11 protein-coding genes are annotated in these 14,450 nt (G+C 54.7%); 8 read left to right on the plus strand and 3 right to left on the minus strand.

Annotation, left to right across the window (positions count from 1 at the left end):
* Nucleotides 1–227: 227 nt before the first annotated feature.
* On the plus strand, nucleotides 228–1,715 hold the full coding sequence (locus BHK98_RS12765) for an aldehyde dehydrogenase family protein (RefSeq protein ID WP_075714767.1): 1,488 nt from the start codon (nucleotides 228–230) through the stop codon (nucleotides 1,713–1,715).
* Between the two features lie 116 nt (nucleotides 1,716–1,831).
* On the opposite strand, the gene pepD is transcribed toward BHK98_RS12765, so the two are convergent.
* The 3 genes from pepD to gdhA all read right to left on the minus strand — a co-directional run bounded on the left by pepD (nucleotide 1,832) and on the right by gdhA (nucleotide 6,783).
* Nucleotides 1,832–3,280: a beta-Ala-His dipeptidase gene (gene pepD / locus BHK98_RS12770; protein WP_075714769.1), complete on the minus strand. Its 1,449-nt coding sequence runs from the start codon at nucleotides 3,278–3,280 to the stop codon at nucleotides 1,832–1,834.
* A 134-nt stretch (nucleotides 3,281–3,414) separates the two neighbouring features.
* Nucleotides 3,415–4,851, minus strand: a complete 1,437-nt coding sequence (locus BHK98_RS12775) for a YfcC family protein (protein ID WP_245796901.1) — start codon at nucleotides 4,849–4,851, stop codon at nucleotides 3,415–3,417.
* Nucleotides 4,852–5,439: 588 nt separating this feature from the next.
* Nucleotides 5,440–6,783, minus strand: coding sequence for an NADP-specific glutamate dehydrogenase (gene gdhA, locus BHK98_RS12780; RefSeq protein WP_075714771.1), 1,344 nt, complete (start codon nucleotides 6,781–6,783; stop codon nucleotides 5,440–5,442).
* A gap of 507 nt (nucleotides 6,784–7,290) precedes the next feature.
* Between gdhA and mgtE the strand changes: the two genes are divergently transcribed.
* From mgtE to BHK98_RS12815, 7 genes are all read left to right on the plus strand, one after another.
* On the plus strand, nucleotides 7,291–8,688 hold the full coding sequence (mgtE, locus tag BHK98_RS12785; protein ID WP_083628316.1) for a magnesium transporter: 1,398 nt from the start codon (nucleotides 7,291–7,293) through the stop codon (nucleotides 8,686–8,688).
* Nucleotides 8,689–8,760: 72 nt separating this feature from the next.
* Nucleotides 8,761–9,693: an NAD(P)H-hydrate dehydratase gene (locus BHK98_RS12790; protein ID WP_075714773.1), complete on the plus strand. Its 933-nt coding sequence runs from the start codon at nucleotides 8,761–8,763 to the stop codon at nucleotides 9,691–9,693.
* Nucleotides 9,674–10,501, plus strand: a complete 828-nt coding sequence (locus BHK98_RS12795) for a transketolase (RefSeq protein WP_075714775.1) — start codon at nucleotides 9,674–9,676, stop codon at nucleotides 10,499–10,501. Before BHK98_RS12790 ends, BHK98_RS12795 begins: the two co-directional genes overlap by 20 nt.
* On the plus strand, nucleotides 10,501–11,430 hold the full coding sequence (locus BHK98_RS12800; RefSeq protein ID WP_075714777.1) for a transketolase family protein: 930 nt from the start codon (nucleotides 10,501–10,503) through the stop codon (nucleotides 11,428–11,430). The genes BHK98_RS12795 and BHK98_RS12800 overlap by 1 nt, the downstream gene beginning before the upstream one ends.
* Before the next feature lie 345 nt (nucleotides 11,431–11,775).
* Nucleotides 11,776–12,492: a cell division ATP-binding protein FtsE gene (gene ftsE, locus BHK98_RS12805; RefSeq protein ID WP_075714779.1), complete on the plus strand. Its 717-nt coding sequence runs from the start codon at nucleotides 11,776–11,778 to the stop codon at nucleotides 12,490–12,492.
* Entirely contained in the window at nucleotides 12,485–13,375 is an 891-nt protein-coding gene (ftsX, locus tag BHK98_RS12810) for a permease-like cell division protein FtsX (RefSeq protein WP_075714781.1), read from the plus strand. The genes ftsE and ftsX overlap by 8 nt, the downstream gene beginning before the upstream one ends.
* Nucleotides 13,376–13,391: 16 nt before the next feature.
* Nucleotides 13,392–14,444: a murein hydrolase activator EnvC family protein gene (locus tag BHK98_RS12815; RefSeq protein WP_075714783.1), complete on the plus strand. Its 1,053-nt coding sequence runs from the start codon at nucleotides 13,392–13,394 to the stop codon at nucleotides 14,442–14,444.
* Nucleotides 14,445–14,450: the final 6 nt, after the last annotated feature.

Consider the following 14,450-nt stretch of genomic DNA (forward strand, 5'->3'; position numbering starts at 1 on the left):
TGTCAGCGGATGAACAGAATTCCTGCACTGTGTTTTATTTTGTGAACAAAATAACATGAACTGCGAAGTGAAAAAAACAGTTGTTGAAAGTTTGACAAAGCATTGTCAGAAAATTATCTAATTAACAGAAAATTTTGTTAAAATCTAAACTATGCTTGTACTCTGAAAACTCTTGTACTATAATTTGTACAAAAGGAAGAAGACCGAAGGGTCCAAGGAGGTAAACTATGGATAAGGTTAAATTACAGGATGAGTACGAGCTTTTTATCGGCGGAGAATGGAGAAAGGCTTCAGACGGTGCGACCTTCAAGACAACGAATCCGGCGACCGGTGAGGTTCTGGCGAGCTGCGCGGAGGCGACCAGGGAGGATGTGGATCTCGCTGTGAAGGAGGCGTGGAAGGCGTTTGACAGCTGGAAGAAGACGACTGTGAATGAAAGAGCGGTGATCCTGAATAAGGTTGCGGATATTATCGATGAGAACAAAGAATTTCTTGCTACTGTAGAGTCCATGGACAATGGAAAACCGATCAGAGAGTGTCTGGCTATTGATATTCCGATGTCTGCGGATCACTTCAGATATTTCGCGGGCTGCATCATGGCTGAAGAGGGCAGTGCGACGATGCTGGGCGAGGATACGCTGAGCCTGATTCTCAGGGAACCGATCGGCGTGGTCGGACAGATTGTTCCGTGGAACTTCCCGTTCCTGATGGCGGCGTGGAAGCTGGCGCCGGTACTGGCAAGCGGCTGCTGCACCGTATTCAAAACGTCGAGCTCTACGCCGCTGAGCGTACTTGAGCTGGCGAAGCTGACGCAGGATGTGATTCCTAAAGGCGTATTCAACGTGATTACCGGCAAGGGCGGAAAATCCGGACAGTATATGCTGGAGCACCCGGGATTCCGCAAGCTGGCGTTCACAGGCTCCACTGAGGTGGGCAGAGACGTGGCGCAGGCCGCTGCGGACCGGCTGATTCCGAGCACGCTGGAGCTTGGCGGAAAATCTGCGAACATCTTCTTCGAGGACTGCAAGTGGGATATGGCGATGGACGGTCTCCAGCTGGGCATCCTGTTCAACCAGGGGCAGGTCTGCTGCGCGGGTTCCAGAGTCTTTGTTCAGGAAGGCATCTATGACAAATTCGTCGCGGAGGCAGTGAAGAGATTCAATGCGGTCAAGGTCGGTGATCCTCTGGATCCTGAAACGCAGATGGGCTCGCAGATTAACGAGATCCAGCTGGGCAAGATTCTGAATTACATTGATATCGGAGTTTCCGAGGGAGCGACCGTGGCGTGCGGAGGAGAAAGAGCCAGGGAAGGCGCGCTGGCGAAGGGCTGCTTCATGAAGCCGACGCTGCTGACGAATGTGACGAACAATATGAGAGTCGCACAGGAAGAAATCTTCGGACCTGTCGCGGTGGTCATCAAATTCAAGGATGAAGAGGATGTCATCAGGATGGCGAATGACAGCTCCTACGGACTGGGCGGCGCTGTCTGGACGAGAGACATCAACCGGGCGATTCGTGTTTCGAGAGGAATCGAAACCGGACGCATGTGGGTGAACACCTACAATTCGATACCGGAGGGCGCTCCGTTCGGAGGCTACAAGGAATCCGGAATCGGCCGTGAGACGCATAAGGTGATCCTGGAGCATTACACGCAGATGAAGAACATCATGATCAATCTGTCCGAGGCTCCGTCAGGATTCTATCCGGAACCGTAATACACAGGCTGTATAGTCTCTGTAAATTAATCTATCGAAAAGGGAGGCTGCGGGAAGCGGGTAATCGCTTTCCGCAGCCTCCCTTTCCATGCACGGTCTGCAAAACTTGTCCGCGCCTATTTCAGCGCTTTCAGCAGTTCCTTCAGATACGTCCAGGTCCTCTTTGTGGAGGAAACGCTCAGGCATTCCCCCGGAGAATGAAAGTCCCGGCAGTCCGGTCCGAAGGAAATCACATCCAGATCGGGAATCGTTTCCTTCAGGATTCCGCATTCCAGACCGCCCTGCATCATGACGCGGGTCATATCCCGTCCGAAAAGCTCACGGTAGACCGCGACGGCCTTTTCCCGAAGCGCGGATTCCGGATCATAGCTCCAGGGAGAATAGGAGTCAAAGGTTTCCCAGGAGGCTCCGGTCAGCTCTGCGAGGCAGGCGAGCTTCTCTACGATGTCATCGATGGTGGAGGGGTAGTCGCCGCGGACCTCTGTTTCCAGATACAGCTCGTGTTCCCGTTCCTCGATGTATCCGAGATTCAGGCAGCTTTCCACCACTCCGGGGAAGACTCCGTTCATCTGCATGATTCCGTCCGGATGAACGCTCAGCAGCGCCAGGATCCTGCGAAAGTCCTCCGATGTGTATTTCAGTCCCCGCGCGCCGGCTGCGTTCAGCTGTATGGAAAGCTCCGGGCAGGTCTGCTGATATTCCTGAAGGAAATCGGCCTTCATGTCGTTTACGGTTTCCGTCACATCGTCCCTGGTCAGGATGACAGCCCGGCTGTCTCTCGGAAGCGCCAGCCGGAAGGAACCTCCCTGAAGCTCCGCGAGGGAAACCTGATGCTGCCGCTCCAGCTTTCGGAGGAGCCGGATCAGCAGCTGGTTGGCGCTCCCGTAGCCCCGGTGAATATCTTCGCCGGAATGTCCTCCGTGCATGCCGGCGATTACGATCTCAAAGGCCATGCCGTCCTCGGGGACAGCCTTTGTTTTCTGCACCGGAAGGTGCAGTCCGACCGCGGTGCCGCCCATGCTTCCGAGAATAATCTGATTTTCGGAGGCGTTGTCCAGATTGATCATCCTGCGTCCCTTCAATGAATCTGCATTTACAGATCCTGCGCCCAGGAACGTTGTTTCCTCTTCTGACGTCAGAAGAAGCTCCAGAGGCGGATGCTGAATCTCTTCGGACTCTGCCGCCGCGAAAGCCAGAGCGACGCCGATGCCGTCATCCGCGCCGAGTGTCGTCCGGTCAGCGCGCAGAGAATCTCCCTCCAGAATGAGCCGGAGGGGATCTGCGTGAAAGTCATGATCGCTGTCCGGCTTTTTTTCACAGACCATGTCGGTGTGTGCCTGAAGGATAACCGGCTCCGAGTTTTCATAACCCTTCGTCGCCGGAACTCTGACGATAACGTTTCTGCTGACCGGATCCATTTCCGCCTCGAGCCCCCGTTTTCTTCCGCGTTCCGTCAGATATGCGGCAATATGTTCCTCCCCGCCGGAGGGTCTGGGGATCTGAGCGATATCTTCAAAAATCGCCAGTGGAAGCTGCTCTTCATTGTATTCAAATAATCGTTTCATCTGTTTTCTCCGTGTAATTTCTTCAGGCCGGTCCGATGTTTTTTCTGCGTGCTTCTTTCGCGTCAGCCTGATGCTCCGGCCACGTCAGCCCGATGCTCCGGACACGTTTCAACCGGCCTTTGCCGTGCCTGCAATCAGTGATATCCGATCTGCACCGCGATGACCAGAAAAACGCACGCTGCGACGGCCCATACCGCCCAGATCGGCGCCAGGAAGCGGAACCACTTTTTGTACGGGATGTGGCAGATCGCCAGCGCAGCCATCAGCTCTCCGCTGGTCGGGGTAACTACATTTGTAAAGGCGTCACCCATCTGGAACGCCAGGACAGCCACCTGCCGGTTCAGTCCCAGAACGTCTGACAGAGGCGCCATAAACGGCATCGTGACCGCGGCCTGTCCGGAGCCGGACGGAATCATGATATTCAGGAGATCCTGCAGGACGAACATTCCGCTGGCGGTGACGCTGTGAGGCAGATCCTGCAGCAGATTGCCCATGGCCCAGACCATGGTGTCCATGATTCCGGCGTCAGTCAGAATGTTGGTGACGGCCTTGCACATTCCGATAATCAGAGCGGCCCAGAGGAGATTGGAGCAGCCTTTGACGAACTGCTCGGCGACCGTGCTCGGCCCGATTTTTCCGATGATCGCCACAAGCACCATGACGATCAGAAAAATGGCGGACATTTCATCGATATAGAAGTGGAGCCTGATGATGCAGAAGGCAACGGCCACAAAGGCTCCCGCGAACACGACCAGAATCAGCGCTTCTCTTCTGGTCATGGGCTGCACCTCTCCAAGATCCAGCTGCTCCGCGTATTTTCGGTCGGTTTCCAGCATTTCGTTGCGTTCCGGATGGTTCCGGACCATACGCGCGTGGCGCATGACCATGATGCTGGTCAGCGTGGCCAGAACCGCCCAGACGATCCAGCGGTACCACATTCCGGAGAACATTCCGAGTCCGGAGATGTTTTGAGCGACGCCTACGGTGAACGCGTTCATCATGCCTCCCGCATAGCCGACGGCCGAGGATACAAAGAGAAGGGCGACTGCGGTGATGGAGTCAAAGCCCACCGCAACGCAGATGATATACATCAGCGGCAGAAACGCAAGATATTCCTCGCAGCAGGCCGCCGTTGCGGAGATCAGAGAGAACAGGAAAATGCTAACCGGAACCAGCAGCATCTCTTTTCCCTTCAGTCTGATGACCAGGTTGGATAGTCCCGCGTGCAGCGCGCCGGTGTATTCCACGACCTGGAAAACGCCTCCCATAATCAGCAGAAAGAAGATGATGTCGCCGGCTCCCTGCAGCCCCTTTGTAAAGGACATGAACAGATCGAACCAGCCCAGCGGCTTCTGCGTTACGAAGCGGAATGAGTCCATATCGATTTTGTCGTAATCCGCGCCCTTTACCGCGATGCGGTCAAAGGAGCCGGCCGGAATCAGCCAGGTGGCGATCGCCGCGATGACGATAATAACCGCCAGAATTACCATCGGATCTACCGATTTTTTCTGTTTTACCGTCTCCGGCGGGCTCAGCATTTCTTCTTGTTCCATTGTTTTTTCTTTTTCCATTCTGTTCCTCCATGGTATGTCGTATGCACAAATATTTATTGCGTGATCAGCCGCCGAATACGCTCGAAATATCGGTAATCCAAAGAGCGTATTCGGCGGTGCGCCGCGGTGCTGCTGACAGACAGCCGCCAGCGTCCGTGAAGTCCGACGGGGACTTCATTAGCAGGCACTAATTAATGCGTGCTCAGCTACCGAATATGCTTGAAATATCAATAATACAAAGAGCATATTCGGTAGCCTGCCGCAGGGTTTTCGGGCGTTTCATCCAAAAAATCCTGCGGCAGAGGGATTCGGAAACGGCCGAATCCCTGAGCACAAGCATCAATTAGTGTCTGCCGGCGCACTCTTCCATATGGATGGTGCGCCGCGGCGCTGCTGACAGACAGCCGTCAGCGTCCGTGAAGTCCGACGGGGACTTCATTAGCAGGCACTAATTATACCATAGAAATTTTATGAGGGTCAACAAAGAAGCCGACGTAACGTATGAAAAAAGAACCCGAAAAAAACCGGGCGCAAAGCCGGGCGCGGGATACGAAAAAGGGCCGCTGCAAATATGCAACAGCCCCTGTTGTTATCTGTGGAACAAGATTATACGATACCCTGCAGCATCATTGCCTTTGCGACTCTTTCAAATCCGGCAATGTTCGCGCCCTTGACCAGGTCGTAGCCCAGGTTGTATCTCTCGCTGGCTTCTGCGGACTCTTTGTGGATGTTCACCATGATGCCCTCCAGCTGATTGTAGACGTCCTCCTTGGACCAGATCAGATGCTCTGCGTTCTGCGCCATCTCCAGGCAGGAGCATGCTACGCCGCCCGCATTGGCCGCCTTGGCAGGTCCGACGATGATTCCGTTCTCCTGCATGTAAGCGATCGCCTCGTTGGTGGTCGGCATGTTGGAGCCTTCGCAGTAGAACTTAGCTCCGCTGGCTACGATGTTTTTCGCATCCTCCATGTGAACCTCGTTCTGGGTCGCGCACGGAATGTACAGGTCAGCCTTGACCTCCCACGGTTTCTTGCCTGCGACAAATTTGGAACCCGGGAATTTGTCTGCGTAAGGAGCGCAGATGTTCTTTCCGGAGGCTCTCAGCTCGAGCAGGAAGTCTTCCTTCTCTCCGGTGATTCCGTCTTCGTCCAGGATGTAGCCGTCCGGTCCGGAAATCGTGATGACCTTCGCACCCAGCTGATTCAGCTTCTGGATGGTTCCCCAGGAAACGTTGCCGAATCCGGATACGACGACGGTCTTGCCCTCCAGGGACTCGCCGCAGTGTTTCAGCATCTCTCTCGCAAAGAAGACGATACCGTATCCGGTCGCCTCGGTTCTTCCGGCCAGTCCGCCGTTCTCCGTGCCCTTGCCGGTCCAGGTTCCGTCATAGACGTTGGTCAGTCTCTTGTACTGTCCGAACATGTAGCCGATTTCTCTTCCGCCTACGCCCAGGTCGCCGGCAGGTACGTCTGTGTTCGGTCCGATGTGGCGGAACAGCTCCGTAACAAAGGACTGGCAGAATCTCATGACTTCCGCGTCTGATTTACCGTTTGGATCAAAATCAGCGCCACCCTTGCCGCCGCCGATCGGAAGACCGGTCAGACTGTTCTTGAAGATCTGCTCAAATCCGAGGAACTTCAGGATTCCGGGATAGACGTTCGGAGCGAATCTCAAACCGCCTTTATAGGGGCCGAGAGCGCTGCTGAACTCGAATCTGTAACCTCTGTTGACATGAACCTTGCCGTTGTCGTCAACCCAGGGAACTCTGAACTGCACGCCTCTTTCAGGCTCGATCAGACGCTCTACCAGACCAGCTTCAATGTACTCAGGATGCGCTTCCAGAACCGGTTCGATGGAAGTGAGAACTTCCTCTACGGTCTGAAGGAATTCCGGCTCGCCAGGATTCTTTTCCTTCGCAATATCAATGTACTGCTGAACTAAATTTCCCATTTTGATCTCCTCTTTTCTCTTATTAAATATAGTTTCAAAATGCGTATACATTAATGGACAACTCAAATATAACACTTTAGATTTTTTTGTCAATGGAAGAAAGAGCAAGATTTTCTGATTCTTTTGTTTTTCTTGACGAACACAGATTTGATGGCTGATTTTGTTGCCACATATTTTCTTTTGCGGTATAATAATCTAATGTATGTTCATGAAATTCCCGCCGGACTTTCATGGACGATGACAAAGGTCAGTTAACAGTGCCGCGGCGCATATGCCGACTGTGATTTGTGCCGGCGCACACTGAGTTCAGAAAGGAAGTGAGGACATGGAAAACGTTCCGGACGGCAATCGAAGCAGCGTACCGTTGTGCAGCAAAACAAATCCTGACCTCACGGCAGAATACGACTGAATCATGCTTTGTACCGCGAAAGACTGCCCGCGGCCCGCAGCGCATGCTCTCCCGTGTTCCCCGTGAGAGGGGAATACTGAAGAAGGGAGAACAATCCAATGGATAATTACGAAGACAAGGACCTCATGCTGGAGGAATCTCTCGACAAAATCATGGAACTGCTGGTGGACAAACAGTATTTCCGGGCCAGAGACGAGCTTCTGAAATATAATGAAGCGGATATCGCAGAGCTGCTGGAGGAGATCATCGACGACAGCGGAATCCAGATGGCGGTGATTCTGTTCCGGCTGCTTCCGAAAAACATTTCAGTTGAGGTTTTTTCCTATCTGCCGTCGAACGATCAGGTGGATATCATCAACGAGATTACAGATAAGGAAATCACCTATATCATCCAGGAGATGGACTTCGACGACAAAATCGACGTTCTGGAGGAACTGCCGGCCAACATCGTAGACAAGATCCTGGAGAAAGCGCCGAAGAACGAGAGAAAGCAGATTAACACATTCCTGAACTATCCGGAGAACAGCGCGGGAAGTCTGATGACGCCGGAATATATTTCGCTGATGAAGGACTGGACCGTTCGGGAGGCGCTGGAGCATATTAAAAAAGAAGGAATCGATGCGGAAACCATTTATACCTGCTACGTCAAGGATACGGGGCGGAAGCTTATCGGCATCGTGTCGCTGTCCACGCTGGTGGTGACGGATGACGCCGTGAAAATCAAGGATATCATGGTCACGGACTACATCTATGAGGATGTGGACGACGATCAGGAGGAGGTTTCCGAGGATTTCAAGAAATACGGATATCTGGCTCTGCCGGTGGTGGACAGTGAACACCGGCTGGTCGGCATCATCACCTTTGACGATATTCTGGACGTTATGGAGGACGAGGCGACAGAGGATATCGAGCGTATGAACGGCGTCATCGATTTCGATGATTCGGACCGGGGGTATCTGGATACGTCGGTGTGGCAGCACGCGCTGAACCGCCTGCCCTGGCTGATCATTCTGATGGTGGCGTACATTTTTACCGGACGTATCGTGACCAACTTCGAGACGTCGCTGTCCAAGGTAATCGAGCTGGTGGCGTTCATGCCGATGCTCATGGGAACCGGAGGAAATACGGGATCCCAGGCGGCGACGCTGATTATCCGGGGCCTGGCCACGGACGAGGTGGATACGGACGACGCGCTCCGGGTGCTCTGGAAGGAAATGCGTGTCGGCGTGATCATCGGCGTGATTCTCAGCGTGCTGAACTATCTGAGAATCTATTTCATTGACGGAATCCATAATCCCGGCATCGCTCTGACGGTCTGCACCTCGATGGTGTTTATCGTCATCTTTGCCAAAATCATCGGGAGCATGATTCCGTTGATCGTCAAGAAGATTCACCTGGACCCGGCTCTGATCGCCAACCCGGCGATTTCCTCTGTGTCTGATGCGGTGGCGCTCAGCATTTACTTTGCGATGGCGCAGATTTTCCTGCCGATATGACCGGCCGGAAATCGTCGGCAGCAATACAGTACGACAGGACTGAAGCAGAAACCATGACAGTGGAGGTGTGACATGACGGAAAACTATGAAATCACAAAGAAAACGGTTCATAAGCTGCTCCCCCGGAGGTCTCCCTATATTCATAAGGGTGACTGCGGTCGGGCGCTGATTCTGGCCGGCGCGTCAGGTATGGCCGGTGCGGCGGTTCTCGCTGTCCGTGCGTCAATGCGAAGCGGCGCGGGGCTGACTTATATCTGTACGCCGAAGGCAAATTACCAGGTGCTGCAGACCGCGGCTCCGGAGGCAATCTGCGTTGACTGGGACAGGGTGGCCGATAAGCTGGCCGGGAGAGGGAACGACCCCTGGAACTATGACGTGATCGCGTTCGGTCCGGGAATGGGAGTGTCCGCCTCCGCCAGGAGGATGCTGAAGGCGATTCTGCTCAGCTACGACGGTCCTCTGGTTATCGATGCGGACGGACTGAACCTGCTGGCCAGAGAACCTGAGCTCACGGGCTTCGCACAGAACTACAGCGGGGAACTGATTCTGACGCCCCATGTGGGAGAGGCGAAACGTCTGCTGGAGGACGTGAACCTGGATCAGACCACCTCGCGGGAGGAGATGGCGGAAGCGCTTGTGAGGAAATTCCGCGGAATTGCGATCCTGAAGGGTGCCGGAACGCTGGTCGCGCGGTACAGCTCCGCGCTGAAGACCGGAGCAGTTACGGCCTGGCGCAATACCTCAGGGAATCCGGGAATGGCCACAGGCGGAGCCGGAGATGTGCTGACCGGCGTGATAGCCGCACTGACGGCGCAGGGGCTTTCCCCCTGGGACGCGGCGAGAGCGGGCGTGCTGATTCACGGGGCGGCCGGAGATCTTGCGGCGGATGACAAAGGCGAATACGGCTTGATCGCCAGCGATATCGTGGAGGAGCTGCCGTATGCAATAGATGAAATTATCAACATGGATGTAACAGGAGACGAAGATGAAGAGAGAAAATCGTGAGTACTATGAGAACATCGCCGCCAGGGTGCGGATGGATGTGATCCGGGCCGTCTACCACGCCGGTTCCGGGCATCCGGGCGGCTCCCTGTCTGCGGCGGATATTCTTACGGCGCTGTACTTCGGAGAGATGAACATCGATCCGGAGAACCCGAAGATGGAGGGACGGGACCGTTTCGTTCTCTCCAAGGGACACGCGGTTCCGGCGCAGTATGCGGCGCTGGGCGAGCGGGGATATTATCCGGTGGAGGATATGATGAGTCTGCGCAAGCTGGGAAGTCCTTTCCAGGGGCATGGAAACATGCTGAAGGTGCCCGGCGTGGAGATGTCGACAGGCTCTCTGGGACAGGGCTTTTCCGTAGCCGCGGGCATGGCGATCGGGAACAAAGTCAACGCCGACGGCTCTCGCGTTTATGTGCTGCTCGGCGACGGCGAGCTTCAGGAGGGCATCGTCTGGGAGGCCGCGATGGCGGCCGGCCATTATAAGCTGGACGACCTCTGTGCCATCGTGGACTGGAACGGTCTCCAGATCGACGGCGAAAATGACAGCGTTATGACAGTGACGCCCATCGCGGAAAAGTTCCGGGCCTTCGGCTGGCATACAGCAGAGATCGACGGTCATGATTTCGATCAGATCTTCGCGGCTCTCGACGAGGCGCGGGAAGTGAAGGGACAGCCCTCGGTGATCATCGCCAGAACCGTGAAGGGCAAAGGCGTGTCGTTTATGGAGAATCAGGCCGGATGGCACGGCAAGGCGCCGGACGAGGAACAGGCGAAGAAAGCGGTTGAAGAACTGGGAGGTGAATGGTAATGGCAGATAAGATTGCGACAAGAGCCGCCTACGGCGAATTTCTGGTAGAGGAAGGCGCGAGAAACCCGGATCTGATTGTAATGGACGCTGACCTTTCCGGTTCCACCAAGACAAAGGACTTTGCGAAGAAGTACCCGGACCGCTTTTTCAACGCGGGAATCGCGGAACAGAATCTGATGGGAATGGCGACGGGAATCGCGCTCTCCGGCAAAACCGTGTGCGCGTCCACCTTCGCGATGTTTGCCAGCGGAAGAGCCTTTGAGATCATCCGCAATTCAATCGGTTATACGGGAGCGAACGTCAAGGTCTGCGCGACCCATGCGGGAATCACCGTCGGAGAAGACGGGGCCAGCCACCAGACCTTTGAGGATCTGGCGCTGATGCGGACCATTCCGGGAATGACGGTGGTGTCACCCTGTGATGCGGCCAGCGCGAAAATTCTTCTGAAGCAGGTCGTGGACATGAAGGGACCGGCCTATGTCCGTCTGGGAAGAGCCGGCGTCCCGGTATTCTATGACGGGGACGCGGAGCTTACGCTCGGAAAGGGCAATCAGCTGCGCGAAGGAAGAGACGTTACCGTAATCGCGAACGGCATCATGGTGGCTTCCGCGATGGACGCGGCGTCCCACCTGGCGGAGGAAGGCATCGACGTGCGCGTTATCGACATGCACACCATCAAGCCGCTGGATACGGAGATCATCCGCAGAGCGGCAGAGGAGACCGGAAAAATCGTGACGGCGGAGGAGCACTCCGTAATCGGCGGACTGGGAAGCGCCGTGGCGGAATTCACCTCCCGCGAGTGCCCGGTGAAGATCGCAATGGTGGGGCAGCAGGATGTTTACGGAGAATCCGGAAAGCCGGATGAACTCAGAGATAAATATGGTATGACGGCTCGGGATATCGTTGCGGCGGTACGGGCGCTCTACTGATATTCAGCTTTTGCAGAGAACGGGGGCTGTGTCATCAGGCGAATCATCGCAGGTGCGCAGCCCCTTTTTCGCGGCCGGAGCGTCTTGCTGCGCGGGCGGCGCAAATTCACGGCCGGAGCGTCTTGCTGCGCGGGCGGCGCAAATTCGCGGCCGGAGTGCCTTGCCGCGCGGGCGGCGTAATCCCTTCGGCCGGCGCACCCCGGCTTTTGTTCCTGCCCCCGGGGAAGACCGCCTTCACAAAACCTTCATACGGAGAAGGTTTGCAAAACGGAAAAAACATGGTATACTATACGAGTTATTAAGAAAACTTAAGAAATACTCCAGGTACAAAGGACAGCATTTTATATGATAACATTTACAAACGTAACGAAGATGTACGGAGAGAATGTTGGACTGGAGAACGCCAGTGTCAACATTGAAAACGGAGACTTCGTATTTTTGGTTGGTCCCAGCGGCGCCGGGAAGTCCACGTTTATCAAGCTTATTCTGAAGGAGCTTGACGCGGACGCCGGAAAGATCCAGGTCGGCGAATACGATGTGACCAACCTCTCGAACCGTCAGATACCGCAGCTGAGACGGAAAATCGGAATCGTGTTTCAGGATTTCCGCCTGCTGCCGAAGAAAACCGTATTTGAAAATGTGGCTTTTGCCATGGAAATCATGCATAAGAGCCGCCGTCAGATCCGCAAAAGGGTGCCTCAGGTTCTGACTCTGGTGGGAATCGGAGACAAGGCCAAGCGGTATCCGCAGGAGCTTTCCGCGGGTGAACAGCAGCGTGTGGCCATTGCAAGAGCCATCATCAACAACCCCAAGGTGCTGATCGCGGACGAGCCTACCGGGAATCTTGACCCGGACACCGCGACCGGCATTATGCAGCTTCTGGATGAGATCAATGAGACCGGAACGACCATCGTCATGGTGACCCACGCGAAGGACATCGTGGACCGCATGAACAAGCGTGTCATCGCCATTGAATCCGGTCATATCGTGCGGGACGATTACGGACAGTACGGATATGACGAGGATGACGATTACAGGGAGGAGGTCTTCACGGATGATTAGACTGTTCTACAACATCAAGCAGGCGATCCTCCAGATCGGCAGAAACAAAGGAATGGCGCTGGCCTCCATCTTCGCGATTACAGCGATGATGCTGATCCTCGGAATGTTCTTTGTGATCGTCGTCAACGTCAACCTGTTCACGGAAATGGTCAAGCAGGACTACGATACGGTTGAGGTCTACCTGATGGACAGCACGGACACCAAACAGGCTCAGACCATCATGGATACACTGGAAAACATCAACGGCGTGAATAAAGTACAGTACCGCACCCGGGATCAGGCGCTGAAAATTCTGAAGGAGCGCTGGGGAGAAAGCGGATATCTGCTGGACTCCCTGGGGGACAACCCTCTGCCCAATTCGATTCTGGTCAAGGTGGACAATCTGAGCGCGGCCAACCGGGTCAATTCGGCCGCGGGCAAGATCGCAGGGGTGGAGAGTACGAAATATTATAAGGAAACGGTTGACAAGCTGACCCGGGTCACCAACTTCATGGCGATTGCAGCTATGGTGATCATGCTGTTCCTGATTATCGTTTCCATCGTGGTCGTCGCGAACACCATACGTCTTACGGTGTTTGCTCGGGCACGGGAGATTTCCATAATGAAATATGTCGGCGCGACGAACTGGTTCGTCCGGGGGCCGTTCCTTGTGGAAGGTATCATCATCGGTGCGATCTCTTCGCTGATCGCGGCCGGCGCGACATATTTGTTCTATGGAAGGATTGTAGACGCTATCGGCGTCAAGGTGATGACAATTCTGTCGTCTCCGCTGGTGCCGGCAGGATATCTGGCAAGCAATCTGGTCATCATATTTCTGGCGCTGGGCGTCGGAATCGGATCGACCGGCAGTATCATCTCAATGAGAAAGTTCCTGGATAAGTAAGCAGGGAGGGTTCCGGATGAAAAGAAAGCAGTTACTGATTGTTACGATGATCGCGTCTCTGATTGTGTGTTTCTGTCCGCTTCAGGCCAGTTATGCGGCGAAGAGCGTGAAGAAACAGAAGAAGCAGCTGAAGGAGGTTCAGGCCCAGAAGGACGATATCTCCGAGGAACTGAGCACACTGAAGGCGCGGATCAAGAAGAAACGGAAAACACTGAATGCGATCAACAGCGACATCAGGGTGAAGGAAAAGCAGATCGCGAAGTCGGAAAAGGAACTGGAGCAGACAAAGAAGGACATCAATGCGCGTAAGGACGGTCTGAACAAGCGCCTTCGCAATATGTACAAGAGCGGATCCATCGGATATCTGGATGTGATTCTGGGTTCCAACAGTGTGGAGGAACTCGTTACAAATGTAGATCTGGTGCAGAAGATCTTCAGCAATGACCAGAGCATTCTGACTGAACTGAAATCCCAGAAGAAGGCGATTCAGGAGAAGGAAGCAAAGCTGAAGAAGGAGAAGTCGGAGCTGAGCGCGGAGCAGGAAAAGCAGAAGACGGCGAAGGCGTCTCTAGACAGCACAAAGGCTACGCTGCAGGCGAAGTATGATTCGCTGGAGAAGACCGAGAACAAGCTGAAGAACCAGATTGCCGCGGCGGCCAGCGCCGGCGGCGTCGTTTACTCCGGAGGCAAGTGGGCTTTCCCTCTGCCGGGCGGCTATACGCTGACCTCTCATTTCGGAGAGGCCAGAAGTTATGAGAGCCATCCGGGCGTTGACCTGGCTGTACCGACAGGAACGCCGGTTTACGCGGCGCAGAGCGGAAAGGTGGTAAGATCAGGTTCCTACGGCGGATACGGATACGCCGTGGTCATCTATCACGGAAACGGCCTTACCTCTGTTTACGGTCACAATTCCAGGCTCCTGGTCAGCGCGGGGCAGACAGTGAAAAGAGGACAGAAGATCGCTCTGGCGGGATCGACAGGCTGGAGTACGGGATCTCATCTCCATTTCGAGGTCCGCAACAGCTCCGGTACGCCGATCAGTCCGAGACCGTATATCGGAATCTCATGATGAAAG

It is taken from the genome of Hornefia porci, assembly GCF_001940235.1.
GTDB classification, from domain to species: domain Bacteria; phylum Bacillota; class Clostridia; order Peptostreptococcales; family Anaerovoracaceae; genus Aminicella; species Aminicella porci.